Genomic DNA, 20,896 nt, shown 5'->3' with positions numbered 1-20,896 from the left:
ACTTTTTCTGATTCGTTCGGCCCTATTAATATATACAATGAAAAACACACTCGATATATGAAAAGAATCTCCCTGTTCGTGCTATTTATCTGCACGATCTTTTCCTGCCTTTCTGCACAAACCGACAAAGAGAATGAACGTATCAAGCAGAACTACATCCGGTCTATAATCGGGATGGATGAAGAGAAACAACCCTATTTACAATTATTGTCGAAGATTCCTCCCGAAAAAGAGGTTTCCGACCAGAACGTTATCGAACTACAACAACTTTATCCCATCCGACAGGAGGAAATACATCGCTTGATCAGCACGATCCGGGGAGACGGTTCATGGCCGGATATTAATTACGCTGACACAAAACGCTCGGGATGGGAACCGAAACAACATACCGAACGAATACTGAAACTGACCAAATACTATGCCCGTGAACAAGAGAACGTATCTGCACAGGAGATTTCCGCAGTAGTCAGCATCATCCATCAGGCTATGAAGTACTGGTTTGTCCAAAAGCCGGTCTGCAAAAACTGGTGGTACAATCAGATAGGTATTCCCCGCACCTTGGGTCCGGCCTTCCTCCTTTTCGAAACCGAAATGACGGAGAAAGAAAAACAAGAGGCCATCCGGGTGATGGAACAATCACAGTTTGGCATGACCGGACAAAATAAGGTATGGCTGGCAGGCAACGTACTGATCCGGGGATTACTTCTGAACGATGCCGAACTGATAAAGGAAGCACGGGAAAATATATGCTCGGAAATCGTACTGGGACAGAAAGAGGGGATTCAACCGGACTGGAGTTTTCATCAGCACGGTCCCCAGCAACAGTTCGGCAATTACGGACTCTCTTTTCTCTGTAATATGAGTTTTTACTCCGAACTATTTGCCGGTACGCCGCTGGCATTCGACCGTCGGCAGCAGGATATTCTCGTATCTCTGCTCCTGAAAGGGTACCAATGGATTGTATGGAGGGGTTACTGGGATGTGAACGGACTGAACCGACAACTCTTCCATAGTGCTGACATTCATAAATCATTCAATTTACTTTTCGCAGCCTATTCTTTGATGAAAGGAAGCAATGATCAACAAACGCGGGAGATAAAAGAGTTGATTGCACGCAACTTCCTCCATCCGGATACGAACAATGAGTTTACCGGAAACAAGTTCTTCGGAGATTCGGACCTCACCATCCACCGCACCCCCCATTGGATGGCATCCGTACGCATGGCATCCGACAGGGTGATCGGGACGGAGCTGGTAAATGAAGATAACCTGAAAGGCTATTATATGGCAGACGGAGCTATCTATACATACATTCGTGGTGATGAATACCACAATATTTTTCCTTTCTGGGACTGGCGGCGGATACCCGGTATTACAACCTATGAAAGTGACGCTCCTATTCCAACAGAAAGCGGAGCGGATTCACGCAATCAAACCAATCTCGTAGGCGGAACAACGGATGGGAAACATGGAATCACAGCCATGCACCTGAACCGTAACGGACTGTCTGCAAACAAAGTATGGATATTTACCGATGAATTTATCCTGTGTCTGGGCAGCAATATCCACACAGACAGCACAGCCACACTGATCACCTCCATCGACCAGCGTTTTAAGAAAGGAGAAGTATGGTCGGAAGGAAACCGCCGGTATTTTCATGATAACACCGGATATATCCTCCTGCAAGACGAACTTTGTCCGGTACAAACAGAAAAGAAGAAAGGACAATGGCATGACTTTATGGGAATGTATGCTCCCAAAATGCTGGAAAGTAATATCTTCTCTATTTACATAAAACATTCGCCCGGAGCCCCTGCCAGCTATCGGTACCTACTTCTTCCGGGCTCTACTCAGGAGAAGACAGCCACATTCGATACTTCGAGGATACAGATCTTGCGAAATGATGAAGAGGCACAGGTGGCTTTTACCGGTGGAATGTATTACATTGCCGCCTGGCAGACTGCAACCATCAGACTGTCCGGCAATAAAGAGATATGTATAAAAACACCGGGAACCTATCTGTATCGTGCAGACGGAGTCCCGGTGTCCCAAGCTGTTTTCCCGAAAAAAGGCATACAATAAAGCCTTCTTACAGTCTATTTTTTATTTTCAGGTAATTCGTAATAACGCACCCAGTCTACCTCCATCTGTACGGGAAGTTCTGTGTCGTCTATCTCGCCTGCCCATCCTCCGAGTATCTGGTTGAGCAAGAGGAAGAACGGAACGTCAAAAGGCCATTGCACAGAACCTTCTTCTTGAATACGGGGATAACTGAAGGTCAGGGAATCGTTGATAAACATATCTATTTTATCCGGTGTCCATTCCATGCCGAACACATTAAATTCATGCGGATTATAGGACGCAGTGGTGTAATAATCCGGATCTGTTTTATGCCCTAATACCTTAATATATTCCGTATGCATGGTGTGGTAGACAAATGTATCCTTATTCAGCTGCTCCATAATATCGATCTCTCCACATTTAGGCCATGCCCCGTATGTGGTCGAATCGGTTGGTTTTAACCAGATGGCAGGCCAGGAACCTTTAGCACTGCCCAATTTGGCACATACTTCAAAGCGCCCGTACAAAAAATCTTTTTTGCCCAAAGTCTCCACACAGCCGGCCATATAGCGGATCGTGTCATTCGGATCGTTATTGGGCAAAGCACGCAAGACGAGCTTGCCGTCTTTTACAAAGGTGACAAAGTTATTATCCCGACAGAAAGGGTGCCAGGGAGAGAATACCCATTTTTCGGGATCGGGTACACCGTCTTTATCGAACTCGTCCTGCCAGGTAAGTTTCCAGTCTATATCACTTTTATAAAGTTTACGGACAGGAGTGTCTTTACAAGAGGACAATGATATGCCGGCAAATACAAAGAAAGCAAACGGCAAAGCTAACAATAAGTTTTTGTGTTTCATGATATATTGGTTTAAAGTGGCATCTCTATCCATTTCCCCCCGTGCCATTCGGTCACTGTTTCAAAGCCTGCTTTCTGCAACGCGGCCAATGCCTCGGGACGTCCGCTATTGATCCGTTCGGGATAATGCGAATCACTGTTCACCTGTACACGAACTCCCAACTCCTTCAGCAACGGGAAATACCGTTCGTTCGGGAAGAAAGTATTCAAATGATGCAAAGCTTTTGTATTGATCTCTACAATATATCCTTTGGCTGCAACAGCGGAGAAATAGTCGTGTATCAATGCATCGTACCAAGACTCGTCCAACAGACCGGGGCGGTAACAGGCTGCATTGTGATGCATCTTATCGGCGTGTCCCAGAATATCAAAGCCTCCCAGTTCGACCATTCGTAGCAGACGATCATAATACAGATGAATCACACGGTCGAGGTCACCGCCGAAATGCTGATCGACGATATCCCGGAACACCTCTGCACATACATCGATATCCACTACTTCATCCCGGTCATTGTAAAGCAGATGTACCGAACCGATACGGTAGTCGAGCGGCAACTCTTGGAAACGCCGGACGGAAGGATTACTGTCTTCGTTCAGGTAATCTATTTCCAGCCCGACAGCCAGTTCGATTTCCGAAGCATATTTCTCTTTCATCCGGGTAAATTCATCCAGATAGTCGTCCATACGATCCCATTCCATCGTCCAATGAGTCGGAAACGGCAGAGGGGCATGCGAAGAAATACCATAGGACGTAAATCCCCGGCTGATGGCAAAACGGATAAAATCCTCCATGCCGGCACGGCCGTCACAATAGAGGGTATGACTATGATAATTGGTCAGGTTCATGATTCTATTTCGCTAAGTTCAAGCCAACGCATGGTTTTCTCGTCTATCAGATCGTTTACCTCGGGCAATCGCTTCGATTTCTCCGTCAGTTCGTCCACCGAAAGCGTACCACTGCAGAGCAGTTCTTCTATCTGTAGTTTCTCTGTTTCCAGCTCGGCTATTTCCTTTTCCAGTTGTTCGAATTCCCGTTTCTCTTTGAAACTCATCTTGCGCTTCTCGTTCAGGCGGACACGGGCTGTTTTTTCTTCCTGTGGTTTCTCCGCCTCCTTCTCCTTTTGGGATTTGGCTTCTTTCCAGTCACGATAATCGCTGTAATTACCGGGAAAGTCACGAATATCTCCCTGTCCGTTGAATACCAACAGGTGGTCGACCACTTTATCCATAAAGTAGCGGTCGTGCGAAACGACAATGACACATCCCTTGAAGTTCTGCAAATATTCCTCCAACACATTCAAGGTAATAATATCGAGATCATTCGTCGGCTCGTCAAGTACCAGGAAGTTCGGGTTACGCATCAGCACGGTACAGAGATAAAGTCGACGGCGTTCTCCCCCACTCAATTTGTATACATAACTATGTTGAGTTTCGGGAGTAAATAAGAAGTGTTGCAGAAACTGGGAAGCCGTTAGCTTCTTGCCGTTACCCAACTCAATGACCTCGGCGATATCCTGCACAACGTCAATGACTTTCATCTGCTCGTCAAACTGTAATCCGTCCTGCGAATAGTATCCGAAACGTACGGTCTCTCCAATATCCAGTGTACCACTGTCAGGCTGCACCTGTCCCATCAATATTTTTATAAAAGTAGACTTCCCCGTACCGTTATTCCCCACAATTCCCATCTTTTCATAACGGGCGAAGATGTAAGAGAAATCTTCCAATATCTTCAGGTCACCAAAGCTCTTATAGAGATGATCAGCCTCGAATATCTTGCTGCCAATATAAGAAGCTTTCACTTCCAGCTTCACATTGTCATTGTTAAATCGTTGTTTGGCAACTTTCTCCAGTTCATAAAAAGCATCTTCGCGATACCGGGCTTTGTGTCCGCGTGCCTGAGGCATACGACGCATCCAGTCCAACTCGGTACGATATAAATTGTTCGCACGCTCTATCTCGACCGATTTCGCTTCGATGCGTTCCTGGCGTTTCTCCAGATAATAACTGTAATTTCCTTTGTATTGATAAACCTGACGGTTGTCTATCTCGATGATTTCGGAACAGACACGGTCGAGAAAGTAACGGTCATGCGTCACCATCAGCAGACTGAGGTTCGTACGGCGAAGATACTCTTCCAGCCATTCGGTCATGTCGAGATCCAGATGGTTGGTAGGCTCGTCCAAAATCAGCAAATCCGGTTCGGTAATCAAAGCATTGGCCAAAGCTACCCTCTTAAGCTGTCCTCCGGAGAGATGCTTCACCTGTTGGTCAAAGTTCCGTATCTTGAGTTGCGAAAGTATCTGTTTAGCCTTCTGTTCATACTCCCAGGCCTTTTCATGGTCCATACGTACCAGCAGGTCATCCAGTCCCGGATGTCCTTCGGTTTCCATGCACCGTTCGTACTCCTTTATCAACTCCACGGTACTGTTACCATGGTGAAAGCAGGCTTCCAACACGGTCAATTCTTCAGGATATTGCGGATCTTGTTCCAAATAATCAACCCGGAGGTCACGGCGGAACACAATATTGCCGCTATCATATCCCTCCTTTCCGGAGAGTATATTTAATAAGGTGGTTTTACCCGTACCGTTTTTAGCGATCAAGCCGATACGCTGGCCTTCGGCAATACCGAAGGAAATATTTTCGAAAAGAACCAAATCGCCAAAAGATTTGGTAAGATTATCTACTTGTAAATAAGGGATCATAATAATCGAATGTGATAATAGGTGGTTAGTGTATCAGTGCCTGCTTATATGCCTCTGCCACTTCGCAAGCTTCTCCGGCTTTCACCCGGCTCCACAGCAATTTCATCGGATCAATCAACTGTTCCGAACCTTCATACCGCAACACCGGCACTTCACGGTTACCGTCAACCAGCGTCATCCATTCCATACCCTCCACTTCATTAGCCAGAATCGTACAGATGGCGATACCGAACGCCAGCCAGGGTTCTTTTTTCTTAGGAGAGAGAACGCCACTGTCAATCACATCCTGTATCTTTTGCAGGTCTTCTTCCAGTCCCTGAAAGTCTTTTTTCAATTGCGTTTTCACCGTATCTGTCACCCACTCGTAGGCTTCGTTCACCTGATAAATCTCAGAAAGGCGAATAGGAATGATTTCCGCAGGATACTTTTGCCCGTCTTTACGGATCTCAAGGCTGGATATAATCTTTTCCGCCTCATCCACATGTTCTCCTTTCGGTACGGTAAACGAACATTCGAAAGCAACATTGTCAATGCCTGTCACCCAGAGATGGCTGGTGTAATAGGTACCTTCTTCCTCAAACATCTCCTTGCTGTAGGCACATTCCAGATGTCCCACCTTCACCAGGGAGGCCGAAGGGTTTTCTTTCAGTTCCTGACGGACGGAATCCTTTCCATAATTCATACCGCCAGGTGCGGCAGCATCTTCTTTATAGGCTGATATACGGAAATTACCCGTCCAATGTTCGGGATTATAAAAAAGGAAGGAGCCTTCGCCGTCTTCAAATTCGCTCCAGTCTGACGGATATATCATTGAGAACCATGTCCCCGGGGAGATAAATTTCTTGCCTTGTATCATATTGCTTTCTGAATGTTGATAACCTTACAAAAGTAACAATCCCATCGCTGATATGCAAAAAATAGCATAAAAAAACAGCCGATTCTCACGAACCGGCTGTTCCAATCATCATCTATGAATGAAGACAGCTTTTTAGCGTCCTCAATATTTTCTGAATTCCAACCGGGCATAGTCCGACTGAAGAACCAATTTGTTACTGTTCAGCTTCTCTACGGCAAAGTCCTGTACCCGGCCATCCATGCCGAAAACTTTCATCTGTTCCGCCGTAGCGTCGAGTACTTGTATGTGCATGGAGTCGTTCTCGTAGACATATTTTCCATAGAACTCACTATTACCCAACTTCCTCAAGTGGATGATATCCATCTGAAAACTGAAATAAGTGTCCAGTGGAGTATCGATATTACCATCTTTATATTCTATACGTTGCATCTGCCACATTCCATCCAGATAGCGATGCCCGAATTTCTTTCCACACGACGTGAAACCCATCAGGACGACAAACAACAATAGGATTCCTTTTTTCATTTCTTCTTACCAATTAAACCTGTTTTACGAATGGTGAGCATACCTCCCCAACTTTCTCCTAACATATTGCCACCGTCTACCGCACCGGCCAGCGTGAAACTCCATCCCCGAATCTGTTCGGGTTTATAAGTCACTTCTAACAACCCGTTCTGGTTTCTTCTGATATTCCGGTACGGACTACCGTAAGTTCCCCAATGCTTAGCAACACTTACCAGAATGCGGTAATCTATCTCTGAGGTAGGACTGCCATTCAAACCGATATGGAATCCTTTCACACGGTTACTCTCAAAAGCCAGGTTTCCATCCTTATTATATATAGGTGAGGTAACCAACGGATTACCAATACCCTGTCCCCAATGTTCCCAACCGGCATACTGCGAATTATTATAATAATTATCAGCTCCGGTAAACGAATGATCAATGGCCGGAGTAGCAAAGTAATGGAAAGCTCCCGATTGGTGCTTCGTATACAAAAACTCTCCGACAATCGTTTTCACAAAAGGATTCTCCGGCAACGTCACCTCCAATCCGGCCAGACAATCTCTCCACATACCATAAGTCAGTGTCATTCCCGAGCGGTCCTCAAAAAAGTGCTCCCAGTAAGCCTTTATTTTCCAGGTCGGAAAATGATATCCCACAGCGGCACTGTAACTTCCGACGTGATTTCCCAGAATATTGATCTGGTCGCTCTCCGAAGCTCCACTGTCTCCGTTGCTTGGAAAGAAAATACGGAAAAAGTCTTTCCAACTGTCCGGTGTACGCAATACCGTCCCGTCCGGATAATAGCAATCGCCTCCAAACTGAGCTGCCATCTCGATACCCAATTCCACCGAAACAGGTGACTTCTGCAGATTCTCCACCTTCAGGAAAGCTGCTTTCGAATGAAACAGAGTCTCTTTCGTATATTTAGAACGCCCGGCAGTGAAACGCTCCTGGAACTTTTCATCCGTAAACATCCCATAAGCCACGTGTCCCTTGATATGCAACCAGTTTTTAGTCCACGGAAAAGGAATATACTCGGGTATAGAAACCCGAACTTGCGGAATAGGACGGGCATTGGTAGAAAAAGTCATACTACCGGAGCTCAACTGATCATTTTTCATTTCGTTGCCACGCTCCTTACTGCCGACACTTATTTCCATCCCCCGATAACGCAAATCCACATAAGCCTGTTGGATGAAGAATTTAGAAGTGAAGCGACTTGCACCCACCATTTCCAACCCAAAGGCATAAGAGAACTTTTTATCCTTCTCCAAATCCCGAAAGATACCCGCATCCAAATAAGCATTGTTTTTTCGAATAGACGAAAGCCCGTGCTTATTTGCCACGAGCCAAAAAGGCGTGTTGTGCCCACCACTTACGGTTGCACTGGTTTCAATCTTATAGTTTAGGCCTTTGTCAAATTGCGCCTGCACAGCCGCAGGAGCCATCAGCATCAAACAGCTGAATATGAAATAGTTTCTTCGTTTCATTCTAACGTGTGTTTGGAATACATCCAAATATTGAACGGCAAAAGTACAACAAAGACATGAAACTAATCTATATATTAGAGTTTTATTAGGATTATTTAGCTACGAGCCGTACAAATCGGTTTTTAAGTAAGTCCCCGCCTTCGTTTTACTTTGGCGTCTCCAGATCACTTTCCTATCGGCTGTATCTTCCGGCGTACATCTTTCGAAATCTCCAGGAACATATAGTTCAGCTTGCCGGAATGAATGCCTTTCTCGTTTTCCTTATACTTCTTATTGGCATATTGTTTCGACTTCTCAAAGGTGAGCAGGGACATTTGATTCTGTGACTTGCCTACCATAGTGGAGTCCAGTTGTTCATCAGGGAAGAAGTCGTCCAGATCGACATCACCTATCATCGTTGTTTCCAGAAAATTCATATCCTTATGTGAATTGTCGGTATAGTACCCCACAAACATGTGACCGGGAGTACGTACCAGAATCGGTTCGATATTGATGGCACGGAGCAAGGAAGCAAACAGGACACTGCCATCCACACAGTTGATCTGTGATGACTCCAATGCGTCATCAAACGTACGTACACGCTGAGAATAAACCACATTGCTGGACAGACTGGTGTTGGACACCGAACTGTAACGGAATTTACGTTTCTGCAAAACATTCCATAATGCATATACCTGTTTATCCACAGCTCCGGGAGCCGGATTCTGATAGCCCAGGAAACGATTGACTATCCGTGTGTTCAATGCTTCGCGAAGCAACTGGTCGATCATCGGATTCTCTTCGTTGACATATGCGGCAAAGAAAATCCCCGTATCGTGAAATTTTGTGCCATGAGTCACATACCCCAACAGACACTCGTTGACACTCCGTACAGAAAAAGTGCGTACACGCTGTCCCAGATCTTCCCCATTCATCTCTACCGTAACGGCCACACTGATGGGTTCCGCCTGGTTATTGTTTTTCAACGCTTCGTAGTTCCAAATGATATCGGGATAAATGGTATATTCCGTACGAGGCTTATTGAGCACGAACTCCGACACCGAACGTGAAAAGAATGGTGTTTCCGCAACATCGATCCGCACACGGCTATAAGCCGAACGTGATTTTACTTTTATGGCAATGCACGACTTGGGGTTACCCAGATATATGGAGTCGGCCGGTTGAATGACCTGGGCATCGGTCGTAGCCACCGAGAGAATGGCAGAAGGAAAAATATTTCCTCCCAGCTCGTCAGTTATCTCAAAGCCGGAAGTTGCGGAAGAGAACTTGAACACAGACACTCCTATAGCTATAAAGAACAAAGCGACAACCGTCCAAAGCACCTCACGTTTGCGTTGCTTGAAATCTATCTTAATCATTTTGATATTTCAATTTATTGACATAACAAAGATACAACATTTTTGTTGATAAAGTGTCTCCCGAACCTCGGGATTGTTGGTTTGAAAGCAAAGCCCCGTTGGTTCTAAACCCAAAGGGCATTGGTTTAAAAGGTAGGTCCGGTCGGTTTAGAACCAACGGAATCATGCCTACAGAGGGTTGCAGACGGGATGGAAATGTAATCGAATCGTAATACGTGTTTCATCCCCTCGTAACAAAAAGCCTCCATCTTTGCAAAAGAAAAGAAATAAAGTTTAACTTTGTAGTATTACATTAACAAAGAATACAATGAACGATTACCGTATTTTAGTGGTCGACGATGAAGAAGACCTCTGTGAGATTCTGAAGTTCAATCTTGAGAACGAAGGGTATGAAGTAGATACTGCCAACTCTGCGGAAGAGGCCCTGAAAATGAATATCAGCAGCTATCACCTGCTGTTATTGGATGTCATGATGGGGGAAATTTCCGGATTCAAAATGGCCAATCTGCTGAAAAAGGATAAAAAGACAGCGCAGGTTCCCATTATATTCATCACTGCCAAAGATACGGAAAATGACACCGTCACCGGATTCAACCTGGGAGCGGACGACTATATTTCAAAGCCCTTCTCCTTGCGTGAGGTCATTGCCCGTGTAAAGGCCGTGCTCCGGCGTACTGCTACCTCCGATACGGAAAAAGCACCCGAACAACTTTGCTACCAGTCTCTGGTGATCGATATTACCAAAAAGAAAGTAAGCATCGACGGCGAAGAAGTACCCCTGACCAAGAAAGAGTTCGAAATCCTCTTCCTGCTGTTACAAAACAAGGGACGTGTCTTCTCGCGCGAAGATATTCTGAGCCGGATCTGGAGCGACGAAGTCTATGTACTGGACCGCACTATAGACGTCAACATCACCCGGTTACGGAAAAAGATCGGTACCTACGGTAAACGTATCGTCACCCGCCTGGGATACGGTTATTGCTTCGAAACGGAATAGAGGCAAATCGGACCTCACCACAGAGTAGCACAGAGTTCCACAAAGATTATTTTCTCTTAATATCCTATAAACAAGAGATTAAAACCCTGTGAGACTCCTGTTACTCTGTGGTGAATCAAAACTCAAAAACATTACATATATGAACCTACCTGTCACCCAAAAGCACTTTCTCTCTTTCAGCCGGAAGTTATTCCTTTCGGTCATTTCCCTGTTCCTGGTGTTTGCCGCCTGCTTCATGGCCTATCAGTATCAGAGGGAGAAAGAGTATAAAGTAGAGTTACTGAATATACAGTTACAGGATTGCAATAATCTGCTGTACGAGAAGTTGTACGATCACCCACAGGATATGACTGAGGTGATCTCCGATTACCTGCAACATAACGTATTGAAAGATTTGCGCATCACTGTAGTAAACCTCGATGGGAAAGTGCTTTTCGACAGTCAGGAACAGAATGTGGAGCAGTTGGGCAATCATCTCGACCGGGAAGAGGTACAAAAGGCCTTGTACAATGGGGTCGGCTTCGATGTACGCCGCACCTCCGAAACAACCGGAGTCCCCTACTTCTACTCCGCCACCTTATATAAGGACTACATCATCCGCTCGGCTCTGCCCTACAGTGTCAGCCTGATCAATAACCTGAAAGCGGACCCGCATTACATCTGGTTCACCGTTATCGTCACTCTGTTGCTGATGATCATCTTCTATAAGTTTACCAACAAGCTGGGCACTTCCATCAGCCAGCTCCGCGAATTCGCTATGCGTGCCGACCGCAATGAACCTATCGAAATGGCGATGCAGTCGGCCTTCCCCCACAATGAACTGGGTGAGATTTCGCAACACATCATTCAGATATACAAACGTCTCCACGAAACGAAAGAAGCACTCTACATCGAGAGGGAGAAGCTGATCACACACCTGCAGATTTCGCATGAAGGGCTGGGAGTATTCAATAAAGACAAAAAAGAGATCCTGGTCAACAACTTGTTTACCCAATACAGCAATCTGATATCGGACTCAAACCTGGAAACGGCAGAAGAGGTATTCAATATCAGCGAGCTCAAAGAGATAACGGACTTCATCAACAAAGCTCCCAAACGTCCCGTCGGCAAGGAGGAGAAACGAATGTCCATCACTATCAATAAAAACGGGAAAACTTTTATCGTAGAGTGCATCATCTTCCAGGATATGAGCTTTGAGATCAGCATCAATGACGTCACTCAGGAAGAAGAGCAGATCCGCCTGAAACGGCAACTGACACAAAACATCGCGCATGAATTGAAAACTCCGGTCAGCAGTATCCAAGGTTACCTGGAGACCATTGTCAACAACGAAAACCTCCCGAAGGAAAAGATGAATGTGTTCCTTGAACGCTGTTATGCACAGAGTAACCGCCTGAGCCGATTATTGCGTGACATCTCCGTACTGACGCGTATGGACGAGGCCGCCAACATGATCGACATGGAAAAGATGGACATCAGTGTCCTGGTGACCAACATCGTGAACGAGGTATCCCTGGAACTGGAAGAGAAACACATCACGGTGGTCAATTCACTGAAGAAAGAGATTCAGATACGGGGCAACTACTCGCTGCTCTACTCCATCTTCCGCAACCTGATGGACAATGCCATCGCTTACGCCGGAAACAATATCCAAATCCACATCAACTGTTTCCGCGAAGACGAGAAGTTCTACTACTTCAGCTTTGCCGACACAGGCGTCGGAGTGTCGCCCGAACACCTGAACCGTCTTTTCGAGCGCTTTTACCGAGTGGACAAAGGGCGCTCTCGCAAACTGGGAGGCACGGGGTTAGGACTGGCCATTGTCAAGAATGCCGTTATCCTCCACGGCGGAAACATATCGGCCAAAAACAGCCAGGGAGGCGGTCTGGAGTTTGTATTCACCCTGGCTAAGGAGAGGTAGAGCCATCACCAGACCTTCTTTTTAAACCACCTGGTATCCAGATTCCCCAGTCCGGAATTTCCGGTAAGGTTGTCAAGAGCCACCTGTACGGCCTCCTTTTCAGCAGTATGACGTCCGGACAGGGTGTCACTGCTTAGCCAGAAAGCTTTGAGGAAGCGAAGCCGCGCATCTACCTCTTTCTTCCGGGCTTTTCCGGCAAACGGGGCAAGCGGATAGGCACGCACCCAATCTTTATTCCGGTTGTCCATCACCAGGCTTTCCAACTGTGCTATCGTATACTTTCCCACAAGAGCATCCGTATACTTCCGGAAACGGCTATATACACCGGAAGATTCCGTAACAGCCTTGGAAGCCGCGAAAACTTTTTCGTAACGTTCGCGTCCCAGTGCATTGTAGGCTTTCCAAAACCATGCCGTATCCACCACTCCTACCGAGATCTCCAAAGGTGACAAGAGTGTATAAGGCGTGATTCTTGCCTCATCCACATCATCATAACACTCCCTTGTGTAAGCATAAAACAAATTTGCCGCACAAGTCAGGCCTTTCCATCCGATAGCCTCTTCTACCATCTCCAGCCAACGGGGAGAATACACGGCCATCTCCACCAGGCGCTTCGGAGTGATACCCGCCCGTTCGACGAGCATCTTCAACCAGTCCGGCGTATCTGTCGGCGAGGGAGCGCAATGTAACATCAGATGACAGAACATACCTGTACGGCTTTCGCCGGTATCGTAGTACCATTTATCGAGCCGTATGAATTTCTCCTTACCCATCAGACTCAACAAGCGGATCATCAGTTCGGCTCCGGTCACCCCGTCCAGTTTCCGAGCCAACGAAGTGACATCGGTACAGGCTTCTCCCCTTTCCAGCTCGATGTCGAGGATACGTTCCGTTACTTTTTCCAATACTTTCTTGAAACGGCTGAAATCATAATCCCGGCAATCGGTATACAGCCGTTTCTCCTTTTGGTCTTTCTTATAGAAAAAGTCCACAGCCTCTTCTATCAACACAGGCGACAGGGGACGATCCATCAGTTCGACCATCAGTGTATCTTCGGACAGAAGCCCCATCTGACAGGCTCTCCCGAAGTCGACAGCACGAATAGGGAACTCAAGCGGATAGGGCTCTTCCTTATAGGATAAGAAATTACACAAACGATAGAGTTCGTAACGTATCTTGAAATCGGCCGTAAATTCATCATCGGTCAGTAAACGTTTCGGGTGCTTCAGCCAGCAGTCTATCCAATAACAATGAACAAGCACGACACGATGATCACTGGTGGAACCAAACCACTCGCGCACGCTATACAGGAAGGTGATATTCCGGGGAGTAAGCAAGGGCAAAAGATGGAGCAGGATGTAATGTGAAAACTTCAGATACACCTCCTGGTCCCGATAGTCCCATTCCAAAGCCCAGAGAATTTCACTCAAGGCATAGGGATGTTCCAGATGTTCCAATGCCTGTTCGTACTCCACCAAAGGTATTTTTCCGTATAATTTATCGAGTAACGTCCCGAAACCTTTACGCCAGACACTAGTCCGTGAATGGGATGCCATCAGGCACATTTCCAGTAGAAGCGAATAATCCTTCACTTCCGTCTCGTAAAATTGTATCCATACATCGGCAAACGGATAGCGCCCTATCGCCGTTGGTGAATCCGAGTCGTGTTTCGCACTTTCAAATTGATCCCTGAACCGGTGTACTTCCCCCCAAGGATCACTATAAGTCAGATCACCATGAATGGCGATCTGATATTGTAGTTTGTCAAAAAGCTCTAATACTTTTCCTGACTGTATTCCCCTAAAGATTGCCTCTGTAGTAGGTTGTCCTTTTTTATTCTCCATGTTCAATTTGCTTGTTGTGTGTCTGACGTTTTCATGACTAAGTACAAATATAGAATAAAAATACTATCTTTGTCCCATATCAAAACAAAAGATTATGATGAACAATGTAAAATACCTTTCATTTGCCTTGATACTGGCATTCAGTGCCTGTAAAAGCGGTTCCGCCTCTAGTCAGGAGCCTTCCGAAAAGCAAGATACGGTTAAAATTTTCAATTTACCCCAGATACCTGTAGTACTGAATACCGTAGAACAACGTACGGACTATATGGTAAAACACTATTGGGATCGTTTCGACTTCTCGGACACCACCTACATCAGTCAGGCCGAAGTGCCCGAACAGGCTTGGGTAGACTATTGTGACCTGCTGGAACATGTGCCCTTGCCTGTGGCACAAACTGCCATGAAAGAAACTTTCAACCGGGCGGAGAAGAACCGGAAGATGCTTCATTTCTTTGAGGAACTGGCCGATAAATATCTATACGATCCCAACTCGCCTATGCGCAACGAAGAATTCTATATCCCGGTACTGGAAGCCCTGATTGCCTCTCCCGCACTGGACGAAACGGCGAAGATACGTCCGCAGGCACGGTTGGAGCTGGCACAGAAGAACCGGTTAGGCACTAAGGCACTCAACTTCACCTACACATTGGATTCGGGCGTCAAGGGTACGCTTTATCAGTTCCCTGCGGAATACACACTGCTGTTTATCAACAATCCGGGTTGCCATGCGTGCGCGGAGATGATAGAGGGGTTAAAGGCTTCTCCGGTCATCAACGGATTCACAGCCGCCAAGAAACTGAAAGTCCTGTCCATCTATCCGGATGAAGAATTGGATGAATGGAAAAAGCACCGCAACGACTTTGCGAAAGAATGGACCAACGGATATGATAAAGAACTGGTCATCAAAAACAAAAACCTGTATGACCTGAGAGCCATTCCCACTCTTTATTTACTGGATAAGAACAAAACCGTATTGCTGAAAGACGCCACCCTGCAAAAGGTAGAGCAGTATCTGGCAGAACGCGGCTGAACAAGCATACCGAAGCGGGGCATTTCACTCCGGAGACATACGGAAGGTCGGGTTATCATTTTGACAGAATGATAATCCGACCTCTCTATTTTCCGTTCTTTCGGACCGATACACGGCAAGGTTCTGAAAAACGCTCCCTATTCGATTGCCCGTTCATCCATTCGACAGTAATTACCTCCTTTTATCCACCGGAAGAAAGCTGTCTGGAAATGTTCCGTCCATAAAGCAGGTTTTTAGAAACAAACCCGCTCTTTCCGACACTCCCCGAACGATCATATCCGGTAAGCAACCGGAACAAAACCCGGAGCTATAAGTCCCGGTTTTCATGACAATATATGTAATGGAGCATAACATATAGAGATATTTGAAAAAGAAGTAAACCTTTTTGGAAAATGCTTACTTCTTTCGGAGCAAATGTACCCGTCTTTTGGAGTGAATGCCTGCTTCTTTTCTGCAAAAGCCCGGCTCTTCACCACTCAAAACCCGGCTTTCGGGGCAGAAAAGCCGGGCTTTCCTCCGTTTTTTCTTCCGGTTCACCGGTTTTAGAGAAAGAGTGTGTCAGCCCAAAGAGCGATTATCCGTCATTCTGACATCATTATCGCCCGGGGGCAAGACAAATGACACCGACTGTTTACGTTATTCCGATCACCTGCCCGATGCTGTTCCGTCCGCTCTGCGATGCACAAAGAATAATCACAAATTAGTATGCTATTTCTAATATTCTTTTTATCTTTGCAGTGCATTGGTTTGTATTCTCCGTGTTCCGGGGATGCAATTAAAAGGGAATCAGGTGCAAATCCTGAACAGTCCCGCTGCTGTAAGTTTCACATCAGATTGTTGTAAGCAACCACCACTTGCCACTGGGAAACGTTTCCTGGGAAGGCGCTTATCAACAGAAACGAGTCAGAAGACCTGCCTGTGCATCTTTTTCATTGCTTTCGAGGAAAAAGCGTTGAGTCTAATGAGCCGGAACTATTCCATCCGTCATTTTATTCATCACTCTGATTCAGAGAAAGTAAGTTATGATAATAAACTCTGCCAAGTTTATTTAGTGTGTCCGGCCGAAGTGAGTTCGTCCGGACATTTTAACAACAAAAAACAAAGATGAATATACTCAGATTACCTAAGCTATTATACTCCTGTGTTGCTTTCTGTTGCTGCCAGGCTCTTACCGTTTCGCTTTCCGCCCAGCAGCAGAAAGCAGATACCGCCCGTACTTATTCAATCCCCGAAGTAACCGTTGCCGAAGCATACCACACCCGCGAAGTGAGAGCCATGGCTCCCACTCAGGTGTTCTCTAAAGAAGAACTCAAAAGCCTCAACGTATTGCAAGTGTCGGATGCCGTGAAACACTTTGCCGGAGTTACGGTGAAAGACTACGGCGGCATCGGCGGACTGAAAACCGTTTCATTGCGGAGTCTCGGAGCCGAGCATACCGCCGTGGGATATGACGGAATAACGATCAGCGACTGCCAGACGGGGCAAATAGACATCGGACGTTTCTCACTGGACAATGTAGACCGCCTGTCACTCAGCAACGGACAGAGCGACAACATCTTTCAGCCCGCAAGGTTTTTCGCTTCCGCCGGGATACTGAACATACAGACACTGACACCGCAATTCAAAGACAACCGGCGTACCAACCTGAGTGCCTCGTTCAAAACGGGTTCGTGGGGACTGGTCAATCCGTCTCTCCTGCTCGAACAGAAACTGAGCCGTAAATGGGTGCTCTCCGCCAACGGCGAATGGATGTCGGCCGATGGTCATTATCCTTTCACATTGCATTATGGCGAGGACAATGACCTGACCTCCCGTGAGAAACGGAAAAACACGGAAGTGAAAAACCTCCGTGCCGAAGCGGGATTGTTCGGCAACTTCTCGGATACGGAACAATGGCGGCTAAAGGCCTATTACTATCAGTCGTCCCGCGGACTGCCCAATGCCACGACTTATTATTACGACTACTCTTCACAGCACCTCTGGGATAAGAATGTCTTCGTGCAAAGCCAATACAAAAAAGAATTCAGCCGCCAATGGGTCTTCCAGACTTCGGCCAAATGGAACTGGAGCTACCAACGTTATCTCGACCCCGACTATAAAGGTTCGGAAGGCAAAACGGAGAACAGTTATTACCAGCAAGAGTATTACCTCTCGGCTTCGGCGCTCTACCGGGTGCTCAGCAACCTCTCTTTTTCGCTTTCGACAGACGCGAGCATCAACCGGCTGAACGCGAACCTGAAAGATTTCGCATATCCTACCCGTTATTCGTGGCTGACGGCTTTTGCCGGAAAATACGTTAACGACTGATTGACGGCATCCGCCTCGGTACTGGCAACGGTCATCAACGAAGAGGTGCGCCAAGGCAGCGCCGCAGCCAACCGGCGGAAACTCTCTCCGTACGTCAGCGCGTCGTTCAAGCCCTTTGCCGGCGAAGAGTTCCGCATCCGCCTGTTCTATAAAGACATCTTCCGGTTGCCCAGCTTCAACGACCTGTACTACGGGCAGGTGGGCAACACGAACCTGAAACCGGAAAGCACCACACAATACAACCTGGGACTGACGTACAGCCGGTCGATCAATGAACTGATCCCCTACGTATCCGTCACGGCAGATGCTTATTATAATAAGGTGAAAGACAAAATCATCGCCATCCCCACCAAGAACCTCTTTATATGGAGCATGGTGAACCTCGGCAAGGTGGACATCAAGGGAATAGACATTGCCGGAAACATCAGCCTGCAACCCTGGGAGAAACTACGGGTGAACCTTTCGGGGAACTACACTTATCAGCGTGCACTGGATATGACCGAACCGGGAGGGAAAACCTACAAGCAACAAATCGCCTATACTCCCCGTGTATCCGGATCGGGACAAGCCGGCATCGAGACTCCGTGGGTGAACCTCTCCTACTCGTTCCTCTTTTCGGGCAAGCGCTATATGCTGGGACAGAACCTTCGCGAAAACCGGCTGGACAGTTACAGCGACCACAGTGTATCCGTCAGCCGCGATCTGCGCATCCGTAACGTAAACACATCTCTGACAGTGGAAGTGCTGAACTTACTGGACAAGAATTACGAGATAGTGAAGAACTTCCCCATGCCGGGACGCTCGGTGAGAGTGACGATGAAAGTAAGATACTAAAGATACTCCAGACATTGAATCAGTAATTATCAAAAGAAACAGCAATATGAAAATGAACCCATTTAATAACAGCAGAAGCAATTCTTCTCCTCGTTTCCGGAGAGGAGTTGGAGGGGGGAGCTTCCTTTTCCTCCTCTTCCTGCTTCTCTTCGCCTCGTGTGACGACCTGGAAGACACGGATACTCCTTCGGGCGGTGGCGACGGTATGCCTGTCGAAACCGGAACAGCCGAACTCTACATTCTCAGCGAAGGGCTCTTCAACCTGAACAACAGTTCGCTCGCTTTGTATTCCTTCAAGAACAATCAGCTGAATACCGACTACTTCCGCAGCATCAACCGGCGCGGACTGGGAGATACAGCCAACGATATGGCCATCTATGGCAGCAAACTCTATATCGTAGTCAATGTATCGAGCCAGATAGAAGTAGTCGACCTGCAAAGCGGAAAGTCTGTCAAACAGATACCGATGTTATCGGAGAACGGCAGTTCCCGGCAACCCCGTAACATCGCCTTCGAGGGAGGAAAAGCATACGTATGCTCCTTTGACGGAACCGTTGCGCGGATAGATACCGCTTCCCTCTCTATCGATGCACTGACCCGGGCAGGCAGGAATCCCGACGGCATTTGTGTGCAGAACGGGAAGTTGTATGTCTCCAACTCCGGAGGCCTGGACTGGGAAGGCATCGGGGTAGACCGTACGGTCTCTGTGATCGACATCCCTTCTTTTACCGAAATCAAGAAGATAGAAGTAGGTCCTAATCCGGGAAAGATACAGGCCGGACCGGACGGAAACATCTATGTAGCCACGCACGGCGAGAATATCGAAGCGGGGGACTATCACTTCGTGCAAATAGACGGTCATACCGATCAAGTGGTACGGACCTTCGACGAAAAGGTGTTGAGTTTCACCATCCACGACAACATGGCCTATTTATACAATTATGATTACCGGACTCAGGACTCGCAAATCAAAGTGTTCAACCTGAAAACCGGAAAGACGGAACGGGAAAACTTCATCACGGACGGCACCGCGATACGTACTCCTTACAGCATCAGTGTCAACCCTTACAGCGGAAACATCTACATCACCGACGCTTACGACTACAAGGTGAAAGGCGATGTGCTCTGCTTCAGCCCGCAGGGACAACTTATATTTAAGTTGCCCAATGTGGGAATCAACTCCAATACCGTCCTGTTCCGGAACAAAGCCTCGCAAGGCAATCCCGACGAAAATCCCGCAGACCCGGAAGCAGGTGCCTTCGCTAATAAAGTATTGGAGTACAATCCGGCGCCATCACAATATATGAATACCTCTTATACTGCTTACGAAGAGGGATTCACCGGTATTCAAGTGTTGGCACGCGCCACCGAACTGCTGCAGGACCGCACCACCTGCCTCTTCACTCTCGGAGGATTCGGGGGCAACATTACCGTGGGATTCGACCATACCATCCTTAACGTCCCCGGTGAATATGACTTCAAGATATACGGCAACGCCTATTATGATATGTATGGCACGCTGCTGGATAAACCCGGAGGAAACTCCGAACCGGGAATCGTGCTTGTATCCAAAGACACGAATGGCAACGGATTGCCGGATGATGAGTGGTACGAATTGGCAGGAAGCGAATATAACTCGCCTGCCACCATCCGCAACTACGAAATCACTTACTACCGTCCCACTCCGGCAGACGGGGATGTGAAGTGGAAAGACAATCAAGGCAAAGAGGGATACATCTACCGGAACACGTATCACACCCAGGGTTCTTATTATCCGGCATGGATGCCGGCTGAAATCACATTCCGCGGAAGCCGCCTGGCGGACAACTCCATCAACGAGCCGCGTCCGGGCATGCCCGAGCATTGGGTAGGCTACTGTTATGCCTGGGGATATGCCGACAACCATCCGAACAATACGGAATATTCTCAATTCAAGATAGACTGGGCGGTAGATAAAGACGGAAAGCCGGTTCATCTGGACGGCATCGACTTCGTGAAGATTTATACAGCGGTCAACCAGAACTGCGGTTGGCTGGGTGAAGCCTCTACGGAGATACAGGCGGTGGAAGATTTACACTACAAGAAATAATTATCTCACTTATTTATATATTTAATTTTTGTAAC

13 protein-coding genes, 1 pseudogene and 1 riboswitch are annotated in these 20,896 nt (G+C 47.1%); of the genes and pseudogenes, 6 read left to right on the top strand and 8 right to left on the bottom strand.

Features of this window, described 5'->3' with window-relative positions; genetic code table 11:
• Window positions 1–57: 57 nt before the first annotated feature.
• Window positions 58–2,082 (top strand): polysaccharide lyase 8 family protein, encoded by a 2,025-nt coding sequence (locus BSHG_RS10545; RefSeq protein ID WP_008659307.1) that lies wholly within the window; start codon window positions 58–60, stop codon window positions 2,080–2,082.
• Between the two features lie 14 nt (window positions 2,083–2,096).
• On the opposite strand, the gene BSHG_RS10550 is transcribed toward BSHG_RS10545, so the two are convergent.
• From BSHG_RS10550 to BSHG_RS10580, 7 genes are all read right to left on the bottom strand, one after another.
• Window positions 2,097–2,921: a glycoside hydrolase family 16 protein gene (locus tag BSHG_RS10550; RefSeq protein ID WP_008659306.1), complete on the bottom strand. Its 825-nt coding sequence runs from the start codon at window positions 2,919–2,921 to the stop codon at window positions 2,097–2,099.
• 11 nt (window positions 2,922–2,932) lie between these two features.
• Window positions 2,933–3,766, bottom strand: coding sequence for a histidinol-phosphatase (locus BSHG_RS10555; protein WP_005786401.1), 834 nt, complete (start codon window positions 3,764–3,766; stop codon window positions 2,933–2,935).
• Window positions 3,763–5,628: an ABC-F family ATP-binding cassette domain-containing protein gene (locus BSHG_RS10560; protein ID WP_005795166.1), complete on the bottom strand. Its 1,866-nt coding sequence runs from the start codon at window positions 5,626–5,628 to the stop codon at window positions 3,763–3,765. Before BSHG_RS10560 ends, BSHG_RS10555 begins: the two co-directional genes overlap by 4 nt.
• A gap of 25 nt (window positions 5,629–5,653) precedes the next feature.
• Window positions 5,654–6,484, bottom strand: a complete 831-nt coding sequence (locus tag BSHG_RS10565) for a DUF3805 domain-containing protein (protein ID WP_005786399.1) — start codon at window positions 6,482–6,484, stop codon at window positions 5,654–5,656.
• A 141-nt stretch (window positions 6,485–6,625) separates the two neighbouring features.
• A complete protein-coding gene (locus BSHG_RS10570) occupies window positions 6,626–7,009 on the bottom strand; it encodes a lipocalin-like domain-containing protein (RefSeq protein WP_005786398.1) in 384 nt (127 codons plus the stop codon).
• A complete protein-coding gene (locus BSHG_RS10575) occupies window positions 7,006–8,481 on the bottom strand; it encodes a capsule assembly Wzi family protein (RefSeq protein ID WP_005786397.1) in 1,476 nt (491 codons plus the stop codon). Before BSHG_RS10575 ends, BSHG_RS10570 begins: the two co-directional genes overlap by 4 nt.
• Window positions 8,482–8,645: 164 nt before the next feature.
• Window positions 8,646–9,839, bottom strand: coding sequence for a hypothetical protein (locus BSHG_RS10580; protein WP_008659302.1), 1,194 nt, complete (start codon window positions 9,837–9,839; stop codon window positions 8,646–8,648).
• Between the two features lie 307 nt (window positions 9,840–10,146).
• Between BSHG_RS10580 and BSHG_RS10585 the strand changes: the two genes are divergently transcribed.
• A complete protein-coding gene (locus BSHG_RS10585; protein ID WP_005786394.1) occupies window positions 10,147–10,836 on the top strand; it encodes a response regulator transcription factor in 690 nt (229 codons plus the stop codon).
• Between the two features lie 139 nt (window positions 10,837–10,975).
• Window positions 10,976–12,757: a sensor histidine kinase gene (locus BSHG_RS10590; RefSeq protein ID WP_005786392.1), complete on the top strand. Its 1,782-nt coding sequence runs from the start codon at window positions 10,976–10,978 to the stop codon at window positions 12,755–12,757.
• Window positions 12,758–12,762: 5 nt separating this feature from the next.
• On the opposite strand, the gene BSHG_RS10595 is transcribed toward BSHG_RS10590, so the two are convergent.
• On the bottom strand, window positions 12,763–14,601 hold the full coding sequence (locus tag BSHG_RS10595; RefSeq protein WP_008659301.1) for a DUF5724 domain-containing protein: 1,839 nt from the start codon (window positions 14,599–14,601) through the stop codon (window positions 12,763–12,765).
• Between the two features lie 94 nt (window positions 14,602–14,695).
• On the opposite strand from BSHG_RS10595, the gene BSHG_RS10600 reads away from it, so the two are divergent.
• From BSHG_RS10600 to BSHG_RS10605, 3 genes and pseudogenes are all read left to right on the top strand, one after another.
• Window positions 14,696–15,631: a DUF5106 domain-containing protein gene (locus BSHG_RS10600; RefSeq protein ID WP_032497382.1), complete on the top strand. Its 936-nt coding sequence runs from the start codon at window positions 14,696–14,698 to the stop codon at window positions 15,629–15,631.
• Window positions 15,632–16,357: 726 nt separating this feature from the next.
• Window positions 16,358–16,566: riboswitch (cobalamin riboswitch) on the top strand.
• A 169-nt stretch (window positions 16,567–16,735) separates the two neighbouring features.
• Window positions 16,736–18,772 (top strand): annotated as a pseudogene (locus BSHG_RS0220315) (TonB-dependent receptor plug domain-containing protein).
• Between the two features lie 46 nt (window positions 18,773–18,818).
• Entirely contained in the window at window positions 18,819–20,861 is a 2,043-nt protein-coding gene (locus BSHG_RS10605) for a DUF5074 domain-containing protein (RefSeq protein WP_008659296.1), read from the top strand.
• The last annotated feature ends 35 nt before the right edge of the window (window positions 20,862–20,896 follow it).

It is taken from the genome of Bacteroides sp. 3_2_5 (genome assembly GCF_000159855.2).
In the GTDB taxonomy this organism is placed as follows: Bacteria; Bacteroidota; Bacteroidia; order Bacteroidales; family Bacteroidaceae; genus Bacteroides; species Bacteroides fragilis.
Note: the sequence above shows the minus strand (reverse complement) of the source record. Positions and strands in the feature narration are given on the sequence as shown.

Excerpts from the sequence above, each read along its gene's own strand:
- BSHG_RS10600 (WP_032497382.1), top strand. The coding sequence starts at position 14,696 with ATGATGAACAATGTAAAATACCTTTCATTTGCCTTGATACTGGCATTC.
- BSHG_RS10545 (WP_008659307.1), top strand. The coding sequence starts at position 58 with ATGAAAAGAATCTCCCTGTTCGTGCTATTTATCTGCACGATCTTTTCC.
- BSHG_RS10550 (WP_008659306.1), bottom strand. The coding sequence starts at position 2,921 with ATGAAACACAAAAACTTATTGTTAGCTTTGCCGTTTGCTTTCTTTGTA.
- BSHG_RS10555 (WP_005786401.1), bottom strand. The coding sequence starts at position 3,766 with ATGAACCTGACCAATTATCATAGTCATACCCTCTATTGTGACGGCCGT.
- BSHG_RS10565 (WP_005786399.1), bottom strand. The coding sequence starts at position 6,484 with ATGATACAAGGCAAGAAATTTATCTCCCCGGGGACATGGTTCTCAATG.
- BSHG_RS10575 (WP_005786397.1), bottom strand. The coding sequence starts at position 8,481 with ATGAAACGAAGAAACTATTTCATATTCAGCTGTTTGATGCTGATGGCT.
- BSHG_RS10605 (WP_008659296.1), top strand. The coding sequence starts at position 18,819 with ATGAAAATGAACCCATTTAATAACAGCAGAAGCAATTCTTCTCCTCGT.
- BSHG_RS10585 (WP_005786394.1), top strand. The coding sequence starts at position 10,147 with ATGAACGATTACCGTATTTTAGTGGTCGACGATGAAGAAGACCTCTGT.
- BSHG_RS10560 (WP_005795166.1), bottom strand. The coding sequence starts at position 5,628 with ATGATCCCTTATTTACAAGTAGATAATCTTACCAAATCTTTTGGCGAT.
- BSHG_RS10595 (WP_008659301.1), bottom strand. The coding sequence starts at position 14,601 with ATGGAGAATAAAAAAGGACAACCTACTACAGAGGCAATCTTTAGGGGA.
- BSHG_RS10590 (WP_005786392.1), top strand. The coding sequence starts at position 10,976 with ATGAACCTACCTGTCACCCAAAAGCACTTTCTCTCTTTCAGCCGGAAG.
- BSHG_RS10570 (WP_005786398.1), bottom strand. The coding sequence starts at position 7,009 with ATGAAAAAAGGAATCCTATTGTTGTTTGTCGTCCTGATGGGTTTCACG.
- BSHG_RS10580 (WP_008659302.1), bottom strand. The coding sequence starts at position 9,839 with ATGATTAAGATAGATTTCAAGCAACGCAAACGTGAGGTGCTTTGGACG.